The organism is Mesorhizobium sp. NZP2298 (assembly GCF_013170825.1).
GTDB lineage: Bacteria > Pseudomonadota > Alphaproteobacteria > Rhizobiales > Rhizobiaceae > Mesorhizobium.
Map to the genome: position 1 here is coordinate 2,498,914 of NZ_CP033365.1, position 19,329 is coordinate 2,518,242.

General features: G+C 62.9%; 22 protein-coding genes. 12 read left to right on the forward strand and 10 right to left on the reverse strand.

Translation table 11 applies throughout. The features are described 5' to 3' along the window. Positions 1-150: 150 nt before the first annotated feature. The 3 genes from EB231_RS12070 to EB231_RS12080 all read left to right on the forward strand — a co-directional run bounded on the left by EB231_RS12070 (position 151) and on the right by EB231_RS12080 (position 2,061). Positions 151-1,092, forward strand: a complete 942-nt coding sequence (locus tag EB231_RS12070) for a phosphoribosylaminoimidazolesuccinocarboxamide synthase (RefSeq protein WP_172348999.1) — start codon at positions 151-153, stop codon at positions 1,090-1,092. A 222-nt stretch (positions 1,093-1,314) separates the two neighbouring features. Then, positions 1,315-1,710, forward strand: coding sequence for an acyl-CoA thioesterase (locus EB231_RS12075; RefSeq protein ID WP_140774704.1), 396 nt, complete (start codon positions 1,315-1,317; stop codon positions 1,708-1,710). A 147-nt stretch (positions 1,711-1,857) separates the two neighbouring features. Further along, complete coding sequence (locus EB231_RS12080; protein ID WP_172349000.1) at positions 1,858-2,061, forward strand: hypothetical protein; 204 nt, start codon at positions 1,858-1,860, stop codon at positions 2,059-2,061. Between the two features lie 168 nt (positions 2,062-2,229). Here EB231_RS12080 and EB231_RS12085 read toward each other — a convergent pair whose 3' ends face one another. Then, positions 2,230-2,598, reverse strand: a complete 369-nt coding sequence (locus tag EB231_RS12085; protein ID WP_172349001.1) for a winged helix-turn-helix transcriptional regulator — start codon at positions 2,596-2,598, stop codon at positions 2,230-2,232. Positions 2,599-2,689: 91 nt separating this feature from the next. Between EB231_RS12085 and EB231_RS12090 the strand changes: the two genes are divergently transcribed. Together EB231_RS12090 and EB231_RS12095 are read left to right on the forward strand one after the other, a co-directional pair. Further along, positions 2,690-3,295, forward strand: coding sequence for an NADPH-dependent FMN reductase (locus EB231_RS12090; protein WP_056578821.1), 606 nt, complete (start codon positions 2,690-2,692; stop codon positions 3,293-3,295). A 502-nt stretch (positions 3,296-3,797) separates the two neighbouring features. Further along, the gene (locus tag EB231_RS12095; protein WP_172349002.1) at positions 3,798-4,952 is read left to right on the forward strand and encodes a sulfite oxidase; all 1,155 of its coding nucleotides are present in this window, start codon (positions 3,798-3,800) and stop codon (positions 4,950-4,952) included. Positions 4,953-5,074: 122 nt separating this feature from the next. On the opposite strand, the gene EB231_RS12100 is transcribed toward EB231_RS12095, so the two are convergent. Beyond that, a complete protein-coding gene (locus EB231_RS12100; RefSeq protein ID WP_340163207.1) occupies positions 5,075-6,100 on the reverse strand; it encodes an MBL fold metallo-hydrolase in 1,026 nt (341 codons plus the stop codon). Between the two features lie 109 nt (positions 6,101-6,209). Here EB231_RS12100 and EB231_RS12105 point away from each other — a divergent pair, with 109 nt between their 5' ends. Genes EB231_RS12105 through EB231_RS12115 form a run of 3 tightly spaced genes read left to right on the forward strand, consistent with a single transcriptional unit; the run spans position 6,210 to position 9,434 of the window. Further along, positions 6,210-6,764 carry a winged helix-turn-helix transcriptional regulator gene (locus EB231_RS12105; RefSeq protein ID WP_172349004.1) on the forward strand — a complete coding sequence of 185 codons (555 nt, stop codon included), beginning with the start codon at positions 6,210-6,212 and terminating at the stop codon, positions 6,762-6,764. Beyond that, positions 6,761-7,864, forward strand: a complete 1,104-nt coding sequence (locus EB231_RS12110; protein WP_172349005.1) for an HlyD family secretion protein — start codon at positions 6,761-6,763, stop codon at positions 7,862-7,864. Before EB231_RS12105 ends, EB231_RS12110 begins: the two co-directional genes overlap by 4 nt. A 7-nt stretch (positions 7,865-7,871) precedes the next feature. Next, positions 7,872-9,434 carry a DHA2 family efflux MFS transporter permease subunit gene (locus EB231_RS12115; RefSeq protein ID WP_172349006.1) on the forward strand — a complete coding sequence of 521 codons (1,563 nt, stop codon included), beginning with the start codon at positions 7,872-7,874 and terminating at the stop codon, positions 9,432-9,434. Positions 9,435-9,476: 42 nt separating this feature from the next. Here EB231_RS12115 and EB231_RS12120 read toward each other — a convergent pair whose 3' ends face one another. Then, positions 9,477-10,733: an RNA polymerase sigma factor gene (locus tag EB231_RS12120; RefSeq protein ID WP_206681907.1), complete on the reverse strand. Its 1,257-nt coding sequence runs from the start codon at positions 10,731-10,733 to the stop codon at positions 9,477-9,479. Beyond that, positions 10,730-11,134 carry a YciI family protein gene (locus tag EB231_RS12125; RefSeq protein WP_172349007.1) on the reverse strand — a complete coding sequence of 135 codons (405 nt, stop codon included), beginning with the start codon at positions 11,132-11,134 and terminating at the stop codon, positions 10,730-10,732. The genes EB231_RS12120 and EB231_RS12125 overlap by 4 nt, the downstream gene beginning before the upstream one ends. 235 nt (positions 11,135-11,369) lie before the next feature. On the opposite strand from EB231_RS12125, the gene EB231_RS12130 reads away from it, so the two are divergent. Both EB231_RS12130 and EB231_RS12135 read left to right on the forward strand, forming a co-directional pair. After that, positions 11,370-12,248, forward strand: coding sequence for a DMT family transporter (locus EB231_RS12130; protein WP_172352880.1), 879 nt, complete (start codon positions 11,370-11,372; stop codon positions 12,246-12,248). Between the two features lie 104 nt (positions 12,249-12,352). Continuing rightward, positions 12,353-12,757 (forward strand): GNAT family N-acetyltransferase, encoded by a 405-nt coding sequence (locus EB231_RS12135; protein WP_172349008.1) that lies wholly within the window; start codon positions 12,353-12,355, stop codon positions 12,755-12,757. An 80-nt stretch (positions 12,758-12,837) separates the two neighbouring features. Here the strand turns inward: EB231_RS12135 and EB231_RS12140 are convergent, their stop codons facing one another. The 6 genes from EB231_RS12140 to EB231_RS12165 form a co-directional block, all read right to left on the reverse strand. Next, complete coding sequence (locus tag EB231_RS12140) at positions 12,838-14,148, reverse strand: hemolysin family protein (RefSeq protein ID WP_172349009.1); 1,311 nt, start codon at positions 14,146-14,148, stop codon at positions 12,838-12,840. 73 nt (positions 14,149-14,221) lie between these two features. Then, positions 14,222-14,398, reverse strand: a complete 177-nt coding sequence (locus tag EB231_RS12145; RefSeq protein ID WP_246740922.1) for a hypothetical protein — start codon at positions 14,396-14,398, stop codon at positions 14,222-14,224. Then, on the reverse strand, positions 14,395-15,102 hold the full coding sequence (locus tag EB231_RS12150) for an LssY C-terminal domain-containing protein (protein ID WP_172349010.1): 708 nt from the start codon (positions 15,100-15,102) through the stop codon (positions 14,395-14,397). Before EB231_RS12150 ends, EB231_RS12145 begins: the two co-directional genes overlap by 4 nt. A 125-nt stretch (positions 15,103-15,227) precedes the next feature. Beyond that, positions 15,228-16,031: an extensin-like domain-containing protein gene (locus EB231_RS12155; protein WP_172349011.1), complete on the reverse strand. Its 804-nt coding sequence runs from the start codon at positions 16,029-16,031 to the stop codon at positions 15,228-15,230. Between the two features lie 121 nt (positions 16,032-16,152). Beyond that, complete coding sequence (locus EB231_RS35125; protein WP_246740923.1) at positions 16,153-16,740, reverse strand: extensin-like domain-containing protein; 588 nt, start codon at positions 16,738-16,740, stop codon at positions 16,153-16,155. A 657-nt stretch (positions 16,741-17,397) separates the two neighbouring features. Then, a complete protein-coding gene (locus EB231_RS12165; RefSeq protein WP_172349012.1) occupies positions 17,398-17,823 on the reverse strand; it encodes a DUF3775 domain-containing protein in 426 nt (141 codons plus the stop codon). A gap of 143 nt (positions 17,824-17,966) precedes the next feature. On the opposite strand from EB231_RS12165, the gene EB231_RS12170 reads away from it, so the two are divergent. Both EB231_RS12170 and greA read left to right on the forward strand, forming a co-directional pair. Continuing rightward, the gene (locus EB231_RS12170; RefSeq protein ID WP_095789106.1) at positions 17,967-18,503 is read left to right on the forward strand and encodes a tetratricopeptide repeat protein; all 537 of its coding nucleotides are present in this window, start codon (positions 17,967-17,969) and stop codon (positions 18,501-18,503) included. 274 nt (positions 18,504-18,777) lie between these two features. Then, a complete protein-coding gene (greA, locus tag EB231_RS12175) occupies positions 18,778-19,251 on the forward strand; it encodes a transcription elongation factor GreA (RefSeq protein WP_008877613.1) in 474 nt (157 codons plus the stop codon). Positions 19,252-19,329 lie beyond the last annotated feature (78 nt).

Here is a 19,329-nt window from a genome sequence, read left to right on the forward strand (position 1 = left end):
TTGCGGGGAATACCGACAATCGCGCTTGATATGCATGGGGTCGACAGCTTATGCGGGACATTATCATTATTCTGGCCCATGATTTTTTCCGAAAAGTCTGCAACTTTTCGGAATCATGCGCTGGCAACTCTGCGGAAGGCAGGAAATCATATGCGGATCCTGTCGGATGCCTTCATTCCCGAGCTGCCGGGCCACTACAAGGGCAAGGTCCGCGAAAACTACGACCTTCCGGACGGGCGGCGCATCATCATCGCCACCGATCGGCTCAGCGCGTTCGACATCATCCTGACGTCGATCCCGTTCAAGGGCGAGATCCTTACCCAGACGGCACGGTACTGGTTCGAGGAAACCGCCGATATCTGTCCGAACCATGTGCTCGAATACCCCGACCCAAATGTCGTCGTCGGCACCAGGCTCGACATCCTGCCGGTCGAGATCGTCGTGCGCGGTTATCTGGCGGGGACCACCAGCACCTCGATCCTGACCCGCTACAAGCGCGGCGAACGCGACATGTATGGCATGCGACTGCCGGACGGGCTGCGCGACAATGAAAAGCTGGCCGAGCCGGTCATCACGCCGACGAGCAAGGCAGCGGATGGCGCCCATGACGAGCCGCTGTCGAGAGCGGAGATCCTCGAACAGGGACTGCTCACACAGGCACAATGGGACACCGTCTCGGATTATGCCCTGAAACTGTTCGCCCGCGGCCAGGCACGCGCCGCCGAGCGCGGCCTGATCCTGGCCGACACGAAGTACGAATTCGGCACCGACAGAAACGGCACGATCATCCTGGCCGACGAAATCCATACGCCGGACAGCAGCCGGTACTGGATCGCGGCGAGCTATGGACAGGCCCTGGCCAACGGCACCCGGCCGGACAGCTTCGACAAGGATTTCATCCGCTCGTGGGTGGCGGCGCGCTGCGATCCCTACAGGGACCCGATCCCGAAGATTCCGGACGAGATCGTCGAACAGGCCTCCAACGTCTATGCGCAGGCCTATGAGGCGATCACCGGCAAGGCGTTCATCCCCGACCTGTCTGGTAGCACGGTGCTGGACCGCATCCGAGCGAACCTTGCAGGTTATTTTTGAGAGGTGCGCCTCTCAGCTAGCGCCTGGTCTTACGCCGCGCAGTCGACGGAGTGGGGGAAGCCCGCTCTAAAACCCGAAGCTCTGAGAATCAGGCACAACCGGGCGAATGCCAATGTTAGCCTATGGCCCATGGAGGCGAGGAAACAGCAGCTGCGGCGCGTTGACCTGTTCCTGCAGCGGCGATACGGGATCGATGACCATCACCTCACAAGGATTCTGCCCATGGTGCACTACGCGGACGGACGGCCGATCGGAGACCTGACGCTGCGCACGCTCGCCATGCCTTCGGACGCCAATGCGGCCGGCGACATTTTCGGCGGCTGGGTGATGGCGCAGATGGACCTTGCCTGCGGCATCCGCGCCGCCGAGCGGGCCAGGGGCCGCGTGGTGACGGCGGCGGTCAAGGAGATGTCCTTCGCCAAGCCGATGAAGATCGGCGACACGCTGTGCATCTACACCCATGTCGAACGCGTCGGCCGTACCTCGATGACGCTGAAGGTCGAGGCCTGGGCGCAGCGCTATCTCTCCGACCTGATGGAAAAGGTGACGCACGCCGATTTCATCATGGTGGCGCTCGACGGCGAGGGCAAGCCGAAGGCCGTGCCGGCCGAGAGTTGACGAAAGCTCATTCTCGCAAACCCCGTTCTCCCAGTCCCCGTTCTCCCAGTCCAGGGGCAATTGTAACATCATCCGCGCGGGCGATGCGCTCCGCGACATCCAATGGTTGCCTTCACGCCTGATTGTGCCGGCGTTGGAGGGGCGACAATGCGTCAACACATACTGAACAGCTGGCTGGTGGCAGCCCTTGTCGCCGTGATCTGCCTGCTTGGCGTAACCGCCTATGCCGCAGTCAAAGAGGACCTTCCGCGCACCTCCTGCCTGCGTGCCGGCAAGGGCGTCAGGGAGCCGGCCGCGACATGTGCGATCTGCAGCCCGGCGCCTTGCGAGAACCTGGCGCCAGGAAGCTAATGGTCATCCTGGGTTTACGATTGTCTTCATCAAAGCAGCGCCGAGCGTTGGTCGGCCTGAAGCGCCATCGGACAAGGTTGCGAGGCCTCGTTTAGAGAGCCACGAATTCCCGGCCATCAGACAACTTCACACAACGCGAAACGCCCGACACCTTGCCGTGCAAAGGTTTCAGCCGTGCATGCCGTCGAATTTTTCGCGTGCCGCGCGCACACGCTGCGTGTTCCTGCGCGCCCATTCGCCAAGCGCGCTGACCGGGATCAGCAGTTCGTGGCCGAGTTCCGTCAGCTCGTAGTCGACGCGCGGCGGGATGGTCGGGAACACGGTGCGGGTGACGAACCCGTCGCGTTCCAGCCCGCGCAAGGTCGTGGTCAGCATCTTTTGCGAGATGCCGCCGACGGCGGCGCGCAGCTCGTTGAAACGCAAAGGTCCGTCGCCAAGTTTGCCGACCACAAGAACGGTCCATTTGTCGCCGACGCGCTGCAGGATTTCGGAAATCGCGCGGCAGTCTTCGGTGCGGTGCGGGTGCCTCAGTAACAAAAAGGTGCCTCCTTGCGTCGCGAGTTGACAGTATCTCATATAGCTCCGGTATCTAAACGATACCAGCATTTTACTGGAATGGAGAGCCCCCATGTCAAAGCCGAAAATCGCCATCATCGTCGGTTCGACGCGCGCCGCGCGCTTCGCCGATGTGCCCACACAATGGATCGCAAAGATCGCCAAGTCGCATGCCGACATCGACGTCGAGATCGTCGATTTGCGTGACTTCCCGCTGCCCTTCTTCGACGAAGTCGCCTCTTCCGCCTGGGTGCCGTCGACCAACGAGGTGGCGCAGCGCTGGCAGAAGAAGGTCGCCGAATATGACGGCTTCATCTTCACCGCCGCCGAATACAATCACGGCCCGACGGCCGTGCTGAAGAACGCCATCGACTATGCCGCCAACGAGTGGAACAAGAAGCCGGCCGGCTTCGTCGGTTACGGCAGCGTTGGTGGCGCCCGCGCCGTCGAGCAGCTCCGTCTCCATGCCGTCGAGTTGCAGATGGCGCCGGTCAAGTCGGCTGTCCATATCGCCTGGGGCGATTTCCTCGCCGTGCGCCAGGGCGAGAAGAAACTCGAAGACCTCGAACACTTGAACCAGGCCGCCACGGCGCTGGTCAACGACGTCGCCTGGTGGGCCAAGGCTCTGAAGAAGGCGCGCGACGCCGACGTGGTCGACGAAGAAATCAAGGCGGCCTGATCGCCGGTCGAATTATCCTCCCAAGGGATATGGGGCGGCGCTTGCGCCGCCCTTTTCAATTGTGTGAAACCGCTTGTGGCCGGTGGCCCGGTAGCCGCTACCAATCCGGGTTGCCTTGCACGACACCAGCCCGAACGCCTATGCGCAAGGCCAGGGACGGGCGGTGAGAGGCTTTAGTGCCCTCAGCTAGAACAGGACACCGTCAAGCGAACACTTAGTGCCGGAAGCGGGTCCCGAACTGCAACGGAACGGAAATCGGCCGCAAGGTCAACATATCCCGTCCAAGTTGTGGACACATCCTTTTTCCGGGCGCACTCTCCAAGCACGAAACCCAAGCCAGAGTTTCGTCCAATGCTTTACATGCTTGAGACGCGTCGCTGACCGCATGACCCATCCGGATTACTTCCGGGTGGCAGTCGTTCCTTTGTGCGCCTGTCCGAGATCAGGCTATGGCCCGAATAGCACGCTGCAGCCCGTTCCGGACCAACTGGGAGGAAACAGCATGCCTCATCTTCAACGCAGAGAACTTATCCAGGGAAGTGTGGCCGTTGCCGCAATTGCCGCTCTCCATACCTCGCGTGTTTACGCTTTTCCTGCACGGCCCGGCGAGAAGATCGTCGAATGGCTCGACAAACTACCGCCGAACCCTGTTCCGGAGGTCATCAAGAACCAGCTCGTCTGGGAGAGACTCGATTCCTGGGTAACGCCCAACGACAAATTCTTTTCAATCGCGCACTTCAACCGACCGGTCATCGACGAGAGCACGTGGAAGCTCGAAATCGATGGCATGGTCAAAAAGCCGATGGCCCTGACGCTTGCCGACATCAAGGCCCGTCCGCGCCAGGAAGTCACGTTCACGATTGAATGTTCGGGCAATACCGGCCTTCCGTTTTTCAACGGCGGCATCGGCAACGCGCGCTGGGCGGGCACACCGCTCGCACCGATCCTGAAGGAAGCCGGGGTCCTCGACAGCGGCATCGAGGTCGTCTTCTGGGGTGCCGACGAAGGCGAGATCAAACGAGCCGACGAGGTCAAGTTCAAGCAAAATTTCGCGCGCAGCATGTCGGTCGCCGAAGCCATGGATCCAAAAAACATCCTTTGCTACGAGATGAACGGCGCTCCCTTGCCGCCCGACAACGGTTTCCCGCTGCGGCTGGTGGCGCCGGGCTGGTACGGGGTCGCCAACGCGAAATGGCTCAAGCGCATTGACGTGCGCGACCAGCGCTTCGAGAACCGGTTCATGGGACGCGACTACGTCACGCTTCGCGAGGAAGACCATAAAGGCGAGACCGTGTGGGTGGAAACCTCCGTCGGCCGGGCGCGCCTCAAATCGGCGCCGGCCCGGGTCACTCAGGTCGGTAGCAACTACCGCATCGTCGGAGCCGCCTGGGGCGCGCCGGTCGACCGGGTCGAGGTGAAGATCGACGATGGGCCGTGGATGCCGGCGACCATCGACCATACGGAGGAGGCGGAGTTTGCCTGGAAGATGTGGTCTCTCGACTGGCCCAAGCCTCCCGCCGGGGAGCACACCGTCACCTCGCGCGCGATCGATACGAGCGGCAATATCCAGCCGGCGATGAGTGATCCGTGGATCGCCAAAAAACACACCTATTGGGAGAGTAACGGACAGGTGACACGCCGCATTCAGATCGGTTGACGGTAACGCCGGTCAAGTCGGCTCTCCATATCGCCTAGGACGACTTCCTCGCCGTGCGCCAGGGCCAGAAGAAGCTCGAAGATAGGGGGCGGCGCTTGCGCCGCCCTTTTCAATTACAGCGGCTATAGCGGTTCAAATCGGAAGGCGCCGCCAGACCGCACGACACGGCCAATGCCGGGCGAGTCCAGATGCGCGCCGGCAACGAAGCAAAGATCGTCCGCCGCAAGAGCCAGCAGCCGCAACCGGCTCTCGCGCGCTTGGTCCTGATCCCCATCGAACTCCCACGTCACCTCAGGCCGATCGAACTGAAGCGACGGGACGTGGACGGTGTCGCCCCAGATCAAAATGCGCTCGCCGCCGCTCGAAACGCGAAAGCAGCTGTGACCGACCTCATGGCCATGAGCGCCGATAATGTCGACATGGGTCCCGATACTGTCTCCGGCTTCGAATGGTCGCGCCATGCCGTGAAATCGCTTGAGCCGCGCTACGGCGCGGAAGAGGCCGAGTTCCTGCCTGGGAACCAGCAGGCGCGCCAGGCGCGGGAAAGCGTCCCGACCGTCGGCAAGCACAAGGCCATGGATGTGGTCGAGATGCGTATGGGTGAAGCAGACAGTGTGGACTTTTTCGACATCGATGCCGGCTTCGTCCAGCGCCTCGGGAAGCCGGCCCATGGTCGGGTGCCAGGCATTCGAGGCGCCGGTATCGATCAGCGTAATCTCATTCCCATCGTCGATCGCGAAGGCATTGACCGAAAGCCTGAGTTGACCGCCAATCAACGCGACCTGTGGCGGCAAATCATCGCCAAATGGCTTGTCGCCGTTTTGCCGAAGCCGTCCGACCGGCATGTCGACATAGCCATCGCGCAAGGCGGTGATGCGCAGGTCGCCAAGAGTATAGGTCCAATGAAATTCGCCCGAAGCTATGCGGTGCATTCGCCGTTCCGTTCTGTAGATATCGACAGTCTGCAATGAGTAGCCAGTGTCCGCAACCCGCCCGGTGAATTCGATCCAAGCCAATTGTGCGTGCTGCGCCTGCCGTGGCCGGATGATGCAGTCGGCGAGGCGGTGCTTCTCGTCCAGCTCATTCGCGGGCGACCAGCGGCGTACCGTTAGGCCCTGTCTCACCCTGTGGGCTGGATGGATCTCCATCCACGATCTCCAACGACGAAAGCCACCTCGTTCCGATCACGCCTTAGTGACTTGCATAATGAAACTAACTTGGCTAGGAGTCACTTTCATCTTGAAAGAGACTCCGGCCATGGTTGCAAAAACAAGCTTCGAAACACGCCCGTGCCCCATCGCGCGCAGCCTCGACGATGTCGGCGAGTGGTGGAGTATCCTGTTGCTCAGGGACGCGTTCCAGGGGCTGACGCGCTTCGATCAGTTTCAAAAGAGCCTGGAGATCGCGCCCAACATTTTGACGCGCCGTCTGAACAGCCTGGTCGAGCGTGGGCTGTTCGAAAAGCGCGCCTACTGCGAGCGGCCGCTTCGCCATGAATATCTGCTGACGGCAAAAGCGCGCGATTTCCGTCCGGTGCTGCTCTCCCTGCTCGCCTGGGGCAACAAGCATCTCGCGCCCGAGGGCCCGAGCCTGGTGGTGGTGGACAAGGCCGACGGGCGCTGGGCCGAGCCCGTGCTGGTCGACCGCGAGAGCGGCAGGCAACTCGACAGCGAGGGCTTCACCATGGCGACGGCGCCCAAGGCCACCGATCGCATGCGGCGGCGCTATCGCTTCAGCAGCGAGGGTTCCGGCCTGCCGCTGATCGACAACACTTTGGTTGATCAAAGCCGCGAAGAGGCGCTGGGCAAATGAACAAGGTTCTCTCCGCTGCCGAGTTGCAGCCAGCGCAGCCGTCGGTCGTCCAGATTCCCGCGCCTGCAAAGAACCGGCGCAAGCCGTTCGTCATGCTGGGCGCCGCGATCGTGATCGGCGTCGCCGGCTGGTATGGCTTTCAGTGGTGGCAGGCCGGCCGTTTCCTCATGTCGACCGACGATGCCTATGTCGGCGGTAACGTCACGCCGCTGGCGCCACGGGTCGCCGGGCATATCGATCAGATCCTCGTCGAGGACAACCAGCATGTCGCCGCCGGCCAGCTCATCATCCGCATCGACGACCGGCCCTTCAAGGCAGCGGTGGAGCGTGCGCAGGCATCCGTCCAGCAGCAGCAGTCCGCGCTCGACAATCTCCGTGCCCAGGTCTCGCTGCAGAATTCGCTGATCGAACAAGCGCAGGCTGATCTCGAAGCCAAGAGTGCCGCCGCTACGTTCACCGCGCAGGACGCTCAACGCTATGCGGTGCTGGCCAGCACCAAGGCCGGCTCACAGCAGGACGCCCAGAGAAGTCTCGCCGCCGACGGCCAGGCCAAGGCTTCCGTCGCCGCCTCGCGCGCCGGGCTTGCAGCCGCCAAACAGCAGCTCGATGTGCTCAACACGCAGATTGCGGAGGCGACCGCTGCCGTGGCGGCCGCCAAGGCCGATCTCGATACGGCTGAACTCGATCTCGGCTTCACGCAGATCCGCTCGCCCATCGACGGCCTCGTCGGCAACCGGCTGGCGCAGGTCGGCACCTATGTCTCGCCGGGCAGCTATCTCCTGACGATTGTCCCGGAGAAGGGTCTGTGGGTCGATGCCAATTTCAAGGAAGACCAGTTGCGCAGCATGGCCGACGGCCAGGCGGCGACGGTCTATACCGACATTGCCCCCGACGCGCCGCTCAAGGGGCATGTCACCAGCCTGGGACCGGCGACCGGAGCGATCTTCAGCGTCATCCCGGCGCAGAACGCGACGGGCAATTTCACCAAGATCGTCCAGCGCGTTCCCGTCCGGATCACCATCGACCCGGATCAGGCGCACAAGGTCGCGCTGCGGCCGGGCCTATCCACCGTCGTGACGGTCGATACCGGCTCGCACTGAGGACGCCATGCCCGAGCGCGCCGAACCACAATCCTTCATCGCCAGCATCCTGCCGTTCATGGTGATGTGCGTGGGGATGTTCATCGCGCTGCTCGACATCCAGATCGTCGCGTCCTCGCTGCAGGACATCGGCGGCGGCCTGTCGGCGGCGCAGGACCAGATCGGCTGGGTGCAGACCTCCTATCTGGTGGCGGAGATCATCGTCATTCCGCTGTCGGGCTGGCTCACCCGGGTGTTCTCGACACGCTGGCTGTTCACCATCTCGGCGGCCGGCTTCACGTTGGCCAGCATGCTGTGCGGCTTCGCCTGGAGCATCGAAAGCATGATCGTGTTCCGCGCGCTGCAAGGGCTGCTCGGCGCGTCGATGATCCCGACGGTCTTCACCTCGTCGTTCCACTATTTCCAGGGTCCGAGGCGGGTCTACGCGGCCGCGGTGGTCGGCAGCATCGCTTCGATCGCGCCGACGCTCGGGCCCGTCATCGGCGGCTGGATCACCGACACGCTGAGCTGGCACTGGCTGTTCTATGTCAATGTCATTCCGGGCACCATCATCACCGTGCTCGTCGCGTTGCTGGTCAAGATCGACAAGGCCGATCCGTCGCTGCTGAAGGGCGCCGACTATATCGGCATGGTGCTGATGGCCGTCAGTCTCGGCACGGCGGAGTACGTTCTGGAGGAGGGTACGCGCTGGAACTGGTTCGACGATGCAACGATCCGCAACGGCGCCATCGTTGCCAGCGTTACCATGGTTCTGTTCATCATCCGCAGCCTGACCTATGCGCAGCCGGTGGTCGATTTCCGCGCCTTCGGCAACCGCAATTTCGCCATTGGTTGCTTCCTGTCCTTCGTCACCGGCATCGGCATCTTCGCCACGATTTATCTGACGCCGCTGTTCCTCGGTTATGTCCGCGGCTACGACGCATTCCAGACCGGGGTGGCGGTGTTTTCCACCGGCGTCGCTTCGATGATCGGCGTTCCCGTCTACATCTTTCTCGCCAAGCGCTTCGACACACGCTGGCTGATGATGTTCGGCCTGGCCTCCTTCGGCGCGTCGATGTGGAGTTTCAGCGCCATCACCAGCCAGTGGGGTGCGGCCGAACTGCTGATCCCGCAACTGTTCCGCGGCTTCCCGCAGGTCTTCGCGGTGGCGCCGAGCGTCAATCTCGGCCTGGGCAGCCTGCCGCCCGAACGGCTGAAATATGCCAGCGGCCTGTTCAACACGATGCGCAATCTCGGCGGTGCCGTCGGTATCGCCATTTGCGGCGCGATCCTGAACGACCGCACCAACTTCCATTTCCTGACGATCGCCTCGCATCTGACGCCACAGAACGAGGCCGCGATGCGGCTCGTCGACAATGTCGCGCTGCGCTACAGCCAATTGCCCGGCGCGGTCGCCGATGGTCACACCGCTTCGCTGAAGCAACTCTGGGCGCTGGCCTACCGCGAGGCATCGACCATGGCTTACGCGGATGCGTTCCTGGTGATCATGGTCGCCTTCGTCATCGCGACCGCGCTGGTACCGTTCCTGCGCAATGTCGCGCCGAAGGCGCCGCCGCCGGACGCCCATTGAGGTCAAACTCACCAGCGCACCGGCCGAGTGCAGGCACTTGGGCTAGTCGCCCGCGCGGGTAAGCAGCAGCGCGCGTTCCCTGTCATTGCCGGTCAATTCCGCGGCCTGGCGGAACGCGGCGCGGGCTTCCGCCTGATACCCCAGTTTCTCCAGGAGATCGCCGCGCACTGTCGGCAAAAGATACGAGTCCTTCAGCCGTGGCTCATCCTTCAGCGCCTCGACGATGGCGAGGCCCTGCGCGGGTCCGAACGCCATGCCGACGGCCACCGCGCGATTGATTTCGACGATGGGCGAGGGGGCCGCCAAGGCCAGGGCCTGATAATAGGCTGATATCGCGATCCAGTCGGTGTCGGCGGCGGTTGCCGCGCGGGCATGGCAGGCGGCGATCATCGCCTGCAAGAGATAGGGGCCTGGTGTCGGCGTCAGGGCCAACGCCCGGTTCAGGCCGTCGAGACCCCGCCGGATGAGCGACCAGTTCCATCGGGCGCGGTCCTGGTCGAGCAGCAGGATCGGTTCGCCCGCTTTGCCGGTGCGGGCGGGGAAGCGCGAGGCGTTGAGGTCCATCAGCGAGACCAGCCCCTGCACCTCCGGCTCATCAGGCATCAGCGCCGCCAGCGAACGGCCGAGGCGCTGCGCTTCGCCGCAGAGATCGGCGCGCAGCCAGTCCGGCCCCGTGGTCGCCACATAGCCCTCGTTGAAGGTGAGATAGACCACCTCAAGCACTGCGGCGAGGCGTTCGCGGCGCTCCTGCCCGCGTGGCGTCTCGAACGGGATTGCGGCATCGCGAAGGGTCCGCTTGGCGCGCACGATGCGCTGGGCGATGGTGGCTTCGGGCACCAGGAAGGCGCGGGCGATCTGAGGCGTGGACAGCCCGCCCAGCAGCCGCAGGGCAAGTGCCGCGCGCTGATCGGCCGGCAACACGGGATGACAAGCGGTGAAGATCAACCGCAGAAGGTCATCGTCAATATCCGCGTCGAGCGCGGCCTCGATATCGGGCATCTCGCGCTCCAGACCGGCGAGGTCGATGGCAAGTTCGCGGTGCTTGCCATCGATCATGGTGGTGCGGCGCAGCCGGTCGAGCGCCCGATTCCCAGCGACCCGGGTCAGCCAGGCGGCCGGGTTGCGCGGAATGCCGTCCCGGGGCCAGCGCTCCAACGCCAGCAGGAAGGCATCCCCCGCGATCTCCTCGGCCAGTCCGATATCCCTGAGATAACGGGCGAGCCTGGCGGCAAGCTTCGGCTGCTCGATCCGCCAGACCGCTTCGATGGTGGCCGCTTCGATGGTGGCTGTAGCCGTCAACTCTTCAACTCGTTGAAACCTTCAACCACCTGCTGGACGTCCTCGGGGAACTCACTGATCTCAAAGACGCGGCGGACCTCGATCACGTCATTCTCTCCGGCGGGGCAACGGCGAGCCCATTCGATGGCCTCCTCGCGCGAGCGCACGTCGATCACCCAATAGCCACCGAGCACTTCCTTGACCTCGGCGAACGGCCCGTCGGTGACGGCTGGCTTGCCGCCCTTGAAGCTCACCCGAGCGCCCGATGACGGCGGATGCAGCCCGTCGAGCGCCAGCAACACGCCGGCCTTCTTGAGCTCCTCATTGTATCTCATCATTCCCTCCACCGCTTCGGCGTCGGGCATGACGTCGGGCGCCGCCTCTGCGTAGCCGGCGGGAATCATCAGCATCATGAACCGCATGGTCTTCTCCTTGGTTGGGTTGGTTCGATGATACGACGAACGGGAGATGGAGAAATCGACAGGCGCGGCAAAAAAGTTCGAAACTCGGATCATGCCCAGGACCGACAGCGTTGGACCGCCACATGGGCGAGGCTGCCATCTGGCCCTGCCAGTTTGCCCTGATATGTCAGCTTGCATCCGACACCTCGAGTAAACCCGCGTGAAATCACCTAATCTGGCCGGCACCGTTTCCCCCATGATCCCGGTGCTCGTTTGCGCGCTTGGCATTTTTCTGCTGTCCGGCATGGACGCGGGGATGAAGGTGCTGGTCATCGCGGTCGGCGTCTACAACACAGTGCTGTGGCGCAGCATGCTGGCGACCGTGGTCGCGGGCGCGGGCTGGCTGGCAGGGCCGCGCTCGCTTCCCGTAGCCTCGGTGCTGAGGCTGCATGCGCTGCGCGCGCTGATTGTCGGCATAGTCCTGCTGTGTTTCTTCTGGGGGCTTGCAAGGCTGCCCCTGGCGGAGGCGATCGGGCTCAGTTTCGTGGCGCCGCTGTTCGCGCTCCTGCTGGCCGCACTGCTTTTGGGCGAGAGGATACAGCGCAAGGCGATCTGGGCCTCGCTTGCCGGCATTGCGGGTGTCGTGATCATCGTGGCCGGCCAGTTCGGGCAGAAAACCTATGCCGGCGATGCGCTGCTCGGTACGGCGGCGGTGCTCGTGTCGACGGTGTTCTATGCCTATAATCTGATCCTCGCGCGGCAACAGGCGCTCCTGGCCAAGCCAATCGAGATCATGCTGTTCCAGAACCTTTGCGTTGCGGTCATGCTCGGTCTGGCGGCACCTTGGTTCGCCATTGCTCTGCCTGGCAATCTCTGGCTTCCGCTCGCCGGGGTGACGGCACTGTCGCTCGCCGGCCAGTTCCTGATGAGCTGGGCCTATGCGCGTGCCGAAGCGCAATATCTGATCCCAACCGAATACTCGGCCTTCATCTGGGCGATCGCGCTCGGGTGGTTCTTCTTCGACGAGGCGGTGACCTGGACGACGCTGGCCGGAGCCGGCCTCATCGTGGCAAGCTGCCTGATCGCTGCGCGCTCGAACCCCAGGCTGGCCGAGCCGATCGAAGCCGCGGTTTGAGCGTTTGTTAGTCGCATGCTGTCGAACGTCTTGGCCTGCCGCCACATGCCTTCCCATCAAGTTTTCCTCCTGCTCTATTGGGAGGTCGAGACGCGGGAGACGATATGCAAGGCCGATGGATAGAAACGTTCGAAGGTGAGCGCCAGCGCGAACTCTATGATCTCTACAGCAAGGAGTGGTGGACCGCAGGGCGAGAGTTTGAGGATGTAATCAAGATGATGGAGCATTCCGATCTAGCGATCGGCCTTTGCTCGGATGATGACCGATTGGTCGCGTTCGCACGCGTGCTGACGGATTACACATTCAAGGCGATGATCTTCGACGTTATCGTCCATTGCGATTTTCGTGGCCGGGGGCTTGGAAAAGCTATCGTCAATCGGATTGTAGAGCACGAGACCTTGGCTCAGGTGCGCAGTTTCGAACTGTACTGCCCCGACGATCTCGTTTCCTTCTATGGCCGGATCGGCTTTTCAAAGGGGCGCGCGAATTTGCTTTTCCGAGAGCGATGAAGCGTCGTCCGCTTTCACCCATTGCGGCGTTCAATGGGGCTCGCGGGCAACGTGTCAGGATCAAGAGTCGACATTCGCGGTCACCGCACCGCTTCGCGTTGGCTACCGGGCAGGCGGGTGGCGATCAGCTTGTCGATGCGGCGGCCGTCGAGGTCGACCACCTCGAAGCGCCAGCCTTGGGCCTCGACGCATTCGCCGGTCGCCGGCAGATGGTGCATGTGCGACAGCACATAACCGGCCACGGTCTCGTAGTCGCGGTTTTCGGGCAGGTCGAAGCCCAGGATCTCGGCCATCTCGTCGGCCTGCATATAGCCCGCCAGCAGCCATGAGCCGTCCTCGCGCTTGACGGCGTTTTCCTCGTCGCCGGCATCGAGGTCGGCGCGGAACACGCCGGTGATGGCTTCCAGGATATCGGCGGGCGTGACGATGCCTTCGAAATGGCCGTACTCGTCATGCACCAGCGCCATCGGCACATCGGATTCCTTGAGCTTGTGCAGCACGTCCAGCGCATCGGCCTGGTCGTAGACGATGGGGGCGGCGCGCACATGCTTGCGCGGGTCGAGCGTGCGGCCGGCAAGGATCGCGGCCAGCACGTCGCGCGTCTGGACGACGCCGACCATCACGTCGACGCCGCCATCGCCCGCCGGCAGGCGCGAATGCTGGGTTTCCATCAGCAGCTTGCGGATCGTCGTGTCGTCGGACTGCAGATTGATCCAGTCGACCTCGGTGCGCGGCGTCATGACCGCGCGCACGGCGCGGTCGCCAAGCCGCATGACGCCGGCGATCATGCGCCGCTCGTCGGATTCGATGGTGCCGTGATGCTCCGCCTCGGCGACCAGCATCTTGATCTCCTCGTCGGTGACCTTTTCCTCGCTTTCACCGCGCTGGCCAAGCAGCCACAATATGGCGCGGCCGGAAATGTCGAGCAGGAAGACCAGCGGTGCCGATATCGTGGCAAGAATGGTCATCGCGGGGGCCGCGCGGGCGGCAACCCGCTCCGGGTCGCGCAGCGCGATCTGCTTCGGCACCAGTTCGCCGACGATCAGTGAGAAATAGGTGATGATGGCAACGACAATACCGACGCCGAGCGGGTCGGCGACGCTTTCGCGCATGCCGGCCGAGGCCAGGAACACGGACAAACGGTCGCCGAGCGTGGCGCCGGAGAAGGCGCCGGAGAGCACGCCGACCAGCGTGATGCCGATCTGCACCGAGGACAGGAACTTGCCTGGATTCGAACCGAGATCCAGCGCCCGGCCGGCGCCGTTGACGCCGCGGTCGATCATTGCCTTGAGCCGTGCCGGGCGCGATGAGACAATGGCGAGTTCGGACATCGACAAAAGGCCGTTCACACAGATGAGGACGACCACGATAGCGATTTCAACGTATAGCATGAGGGCTCAATAGCATTACGGCGGGGGGCTCGAAAATAGCGGGTCGTCATTTTTAGAATATGACGCGTGTCTTTCAGGCATTGTCCCTCGACGGCGCCGAAAAGTGTTCGACGAGAGCGTCGACGACAACCCGCACTTTTGGCGCAAGCGCGCGCGTCACTGGCCAGACGTCGTGCACGACGATGTTTTCAAACGGACAGTCCGGCAAGGCCATTTCGAGATCGCCCTGCCTGAGGCTGCAGTTTCTCACCGTGGCTGTTTCAGCACGCCAATGATTGCCTTGCCGTCGGTGAAATAGGGGTCTCCGCCGCCATTGCGGCCGGTCCTGGTGGCGCCGATGCCCGCCATGTCGCTGGTCGATGCCAGCAGATCGGCCGCGTTCAGGTCGCCGATCAGGAAGTCGCGCTCGGCATCGATGTCGGGACCGATGTGATGGGTGATCGCACCCGTGTCGTGGCTCAGGCCGACGCCGCGATCGAAGCTGGCGGCTCCCAACCAGAGCGGACGGCCGTCGTCGCCGACCGTTTCCGTCCGCCAGAAACGGACGTGGTGGCGTCGGTCGGCACTGTTGCCGACCGGCTTTTCGAAAGCGAGATCCTGGGCGCGGCCTTCGAACAGGAGGCGGCTCATCGGCGCATCGGGATAGGGACGTGAAAACAGGACACTTTCGCCGATATCGATGGCGGTTCTCAGGGTGACGGCATCGGCGGTGTCCCAACCGGCGACGGCGAAGGCATGGACCACCTCCTTCTCGGTGCCGACAAGGCCGACATTGATCGGGTCGCCGGGAATGCCTTGCGGCGTATGCGTCACCATCTCGAAGCGCTGGTCGCGAAAGCCGCGCTCCCGGAATGTCCAGAATTCCGGCGCAGCGAAATAGGCAAGCGCGAGCCAGGCGGCCAAAAAGGCCGCCATCCAGATCGCAATGCGTCGCTGAATACTCCGCTGGCTCATATGCCGTCGCCCGACCGTTCCGGCGTCACTCTATGCGGAGTCGTCGGCCGGCGGCAGAGGGTACGAGCGCCAATGCCAGAGCATGTCGTTTCACCAGAACCGAGGGCACTTTTGGGCGGTAGGCACTACCGGCAGGCGCGATAGCCGTTCTTGCGGTTCTTGATGTCGAAGTGGAAATGGTTGCGGTGATCGTAATTGTAGCCGGGGCCGAGCACCGTGGTGAAATACTGGCAGCCGTCGGCGCGCACATTGTTGAGGAAGCCTCGGGTGCGGAAGGCGAAGAGGCCGGGCTTGCGCACGTCGATGTCGTCGCCATTGTTGAGCTCGATGCTCATGACGTCCAGCGCATTGCCCTTGCCGTGCTCGGACAGCACGCCTTCGCCGGCGATGTTGCGGCAGGAATAGCTCGAGCCCTGGTGGATGGTCCTGACGCCGGAGAAATAGCGCCAGCGGGCGGAAGGAACGAGTTCGTTCTTCGTCCAGGCGGCGAAGGTGGCGGCCATGTCGCAGGTCAGCGTCGCGGCCGGCTTCATCTGGATGCTGCCAATGGACGTGACCTTGACCGGATAGTCGATGCCGCACTGACCTTCGTGGATCGGCGCCAGGTCGGTATAGGCAACGTCGAGGCGTTTCAGCTGCCGGCGGCAATCGGTTTCGCTGGCAGGTATCTGCTCGACCGGCGACATCGGCTCATCCATGCGCGGATAGGCGGCCTGCGTCATGTAGGGATTGGAGGGGACAAGCCGTTGCATGCCCGTATATTGCGGCACCGCCGACGTTTGCGCGCCGACATCGACCGCCGGCTGCAATGACAGCACGCTGCCGGTATTGCAGGCCGAGACCGCGGCCAGCGCAAGACTGGCGGCCACCATGATTACGGGTTTTGCTCGGCGCGCAACCCTTACGGCGGCGCGGAATGTTCCGGCCATCGGCGGAATCCCTGTTCCCAGATATCCGGCATTTTAACGATCAAGGGTAAAGGAAAACTCAGCGCCCGCGTTCATTCCTGAGGCTGAATTGCGGCGCGTCGGGCTGTGCGCCTATCGGCGCCTATTGGCAGAACGTGCCGCCATTTTTGCGTGGCTCGAGATCGAGATGGACATGCAAGGCGTGGTCGGCGTCGGCGCCTGGCCCGAGCACCGTCTTGAATGGCCCGCAGGCGGCCTTGCGCACGGCGTTGAGGAATTTGGCGTCCTTCTCCGGCGGTGACGGGCCGATCTCGATTCTCCTGCCGTCCGACAAGGTGAAGCTGGCGATGTCGAGCGCGTTGCCGAAGGCATGCTCCGACAATTTCCTGGTGCCGTGGCGCGGCCGGCAGACGAAGGCCGAGGCCTGGCTGATCGATTTCACTTCCGTGCCGAACTCCGCCCTGGCTGCCGGCTGAACAACATCGGCAGTGAAGCGGGCGGCCGCCTCGGCCATCGAGCAATTCAACTCGGTGCCGGGACCGATGGCGACCGACTTGTTGAGCGTCTTGATGACGATCGGATAGGGGATCGAGCAGCCGATCTCGGGATCGCTTTCAGCCTTGTGCTCCTCGAATTCGACGCCGAGCGCCTTCAGCCGCTCACGGCAAGCGACTTCCTCCGCAGGCATCCTGTCCGCGGGCAGTTCGGCCGAGCGCGGGTCGGGAAGCATCTTCCTGTCGCCGGCATCCGCCGGTTTTTCAAGCGGCTGCGGCGCTACATCAGGCGGCTCAGCCTGAGGTCCAGCATTGTCGGGCCTTTGTGTCGGGATCGGCACCTCGGGTGGCGGCTCCGGCCCGCTTTCCGTTTCGGCTGATGGCTCTCGGGCTGAAGGTGCGGGGGCTGACGGCTCGGGATGTGCCTCCCTTGCCTGACGAGCCTTTTCTTCATTGAGCTGGCTGGGTGCGCCCGGGGCTTTTGGACTTTCCGTCTTTTGCTCTTGCCCCGTTGCGGCGTCGGTTTTTTGAGCGTCCGCGGGACGCGGCTCGGGCACCGGAACATCGGCGGGGGAAGTCCGCTCGTCCGGCGTTTCCTGTTGTGTCTTTGGCGGATGCTTGCCCCTTGATCTCAGGCGCTGCTTGCCCCTCGACCTAAGCGGCTGGTCCAGGTGCTGCGTCAATGGCTGCGCCATCCTGGGTGATTGCGGCTGGTTATGCCTGTGACGATGCCTGGCGTCGGCCGGCGTCACCAGCAGGGCCGCCGCCGCCAGAGGCAGCGCAAGGATGCAAAATCGGGAAAAGCTCAGCGTTGCCATCGTTCCGAAACGGCGCCGGCATGCCGAAGTTGCCTGGATGGGCGCTTGCGGCGATCACAATCGGTTACTTCGGCGTTACGCGCCGATCGCTTCGAGGCCTTCCTCCAGCCAGTCGGCGAGCAGTGGCATGCCAAGCAGGTATTTCGCCGTGCGCTTGTTGGCGCGTTCGCGTGCCGCGGTCACCGCGTCCGACCATTCCGAGGCGTCGTAGTCGCCGCGCCCGACCCAGGCGAGTGCAATCAGCTCGGCGGCTTCATCGACATTGAGGTCGTTGATCAGCTCGCGCAATTCTTCCTCGGTGAGGTTTTCCGAGCTTTCCTCGGCAAGGCCGTCATGGTGGTGGTTGGCATGCGCCTCGCCATCGAGCTCGACCTCGTGTTCGGCGCCGTCGTCGTAGTCCTCGTTGACGGCGGCACTCAGGGCCTTGGCCTTGAGGATGAACAGGCGCACGGTGTCGGGGCCGATCGTAAGGTCCCAGTCCTTTTCAAGCCGCCGCTGCACGGGCCATCTCCGTCAGTCGTTTGCCGGATGATAGCGGATTTGCGGCATCCGTCACCTGATGTTCTCCACTCGAATTTTTTTCCGGGATGAAACGCGGGCCGCTTGGCGTTAGTGTTGCATTCTCACCCCTCAAGGAGGCTTCGATGCATAAAAGAATGCTGATCCAGGCCGCGACTGCCCTTGTCGCGCTGCAGTTCTTTGCTGTCCCGGTGTTCGCGGCGGGTAGCAGTGGTGGCAGCGACCAGACTGTGACCCAGTGCAAGAAGGGAGAGGTGTGGGACAAGAAGAAGAAAAAGTGTGTCGCCCCCCAGGAAGGCATGCTGGACGACGACAGCATCTATGATGCGGGTCATGCGCTGGCTATGGCCGGGCGCTATGACGAGGCGATCTCGGTGCTCACCCTTGCCGCCAACAAGCAGGATCCGCGCATTCTCAACTATCTCGGCTATTCGCACCGCCATTCCGGTCGTGTCACCGTTGGCCTCGGCTATTACGAGGAAGCGTTGCGCATCGACCCGAACTACACGCTGGTGCGTGAATATCTCGGCGAGGCGCACCTGCAGATCGGCGATCTCGCCGGCGCACAGCAGCAGCTGATGGAAATCGAGAAGCGCACCGGCAAGGGATCGCGCGAATACGGCATGCTGTCCGAGCAGATCGAGCATTTCATGCGGAGCTGATCAGGCTCCCAGGGCTTGTCGAAGCGGCCGCGAGCGATCGCGGCCGCTTTTTTGTTGTCTCCAGCCTCATTGGCTGCCTCCTCTTGGTGAAAGCGGGGATGATTTTTGCAAAACCGATTTTTTGGGCGTGAAAAACCCGCTGACATTGCTATATTAGGGGAAATTGTGGTGAAACGGTTCCGTTAGCCCGAGGCTGCCGGACCGTTTTCTTTTTGTACCCATCGACAAGGCTTTCCCCGGAACGCGGGGGTGGCGGCAGGAAAGGTCAGGCATCATGAACAAGGTCCCGATGACAGGCGAGGGGTTCGCGTCATTGAAGGAAGAACTGCGTTGGCGCCAGCAGGAAGAGCGGCCGCGCATCATCGAGGCGATCTCGGAAGCGCGCTCGCATGGCGACTTGTCCGAAAATGCCGAATATCATGCCGCGAAAGAGGCGCAGAGCCTCAATGAGGGCCGCGTCAACGAACTCGAGGACCTGATCGCGCGCGCCGAAGTCATCGACGTCACCAAGCTCAGCGGCGACAAGGTCAAGTTTGGCGCCACGGTGGTGCTGGTCGACGAGGACACCGAGGAAAAGAAGACCTACCAGATCGTCGGCGACCAGGAGGCCGACGTGAAGTCCGGCCGCATTTCGATCTCCTCTCCGATCGCGCGTGCGCTGATCGGCAAGGAAGTCGGCGACGCCATCGAGGTCAATGCGCCTGGCGGTGCCAGGGGCTATGAGATCGTCCAGGTGCAGTTCATTTAGGACATTTTGATAAAGCGGAACGTACTTTAAGTACGTTCCGCTCCGGTTCTCGAAAACCACTCTATTCGACTCGCCAGA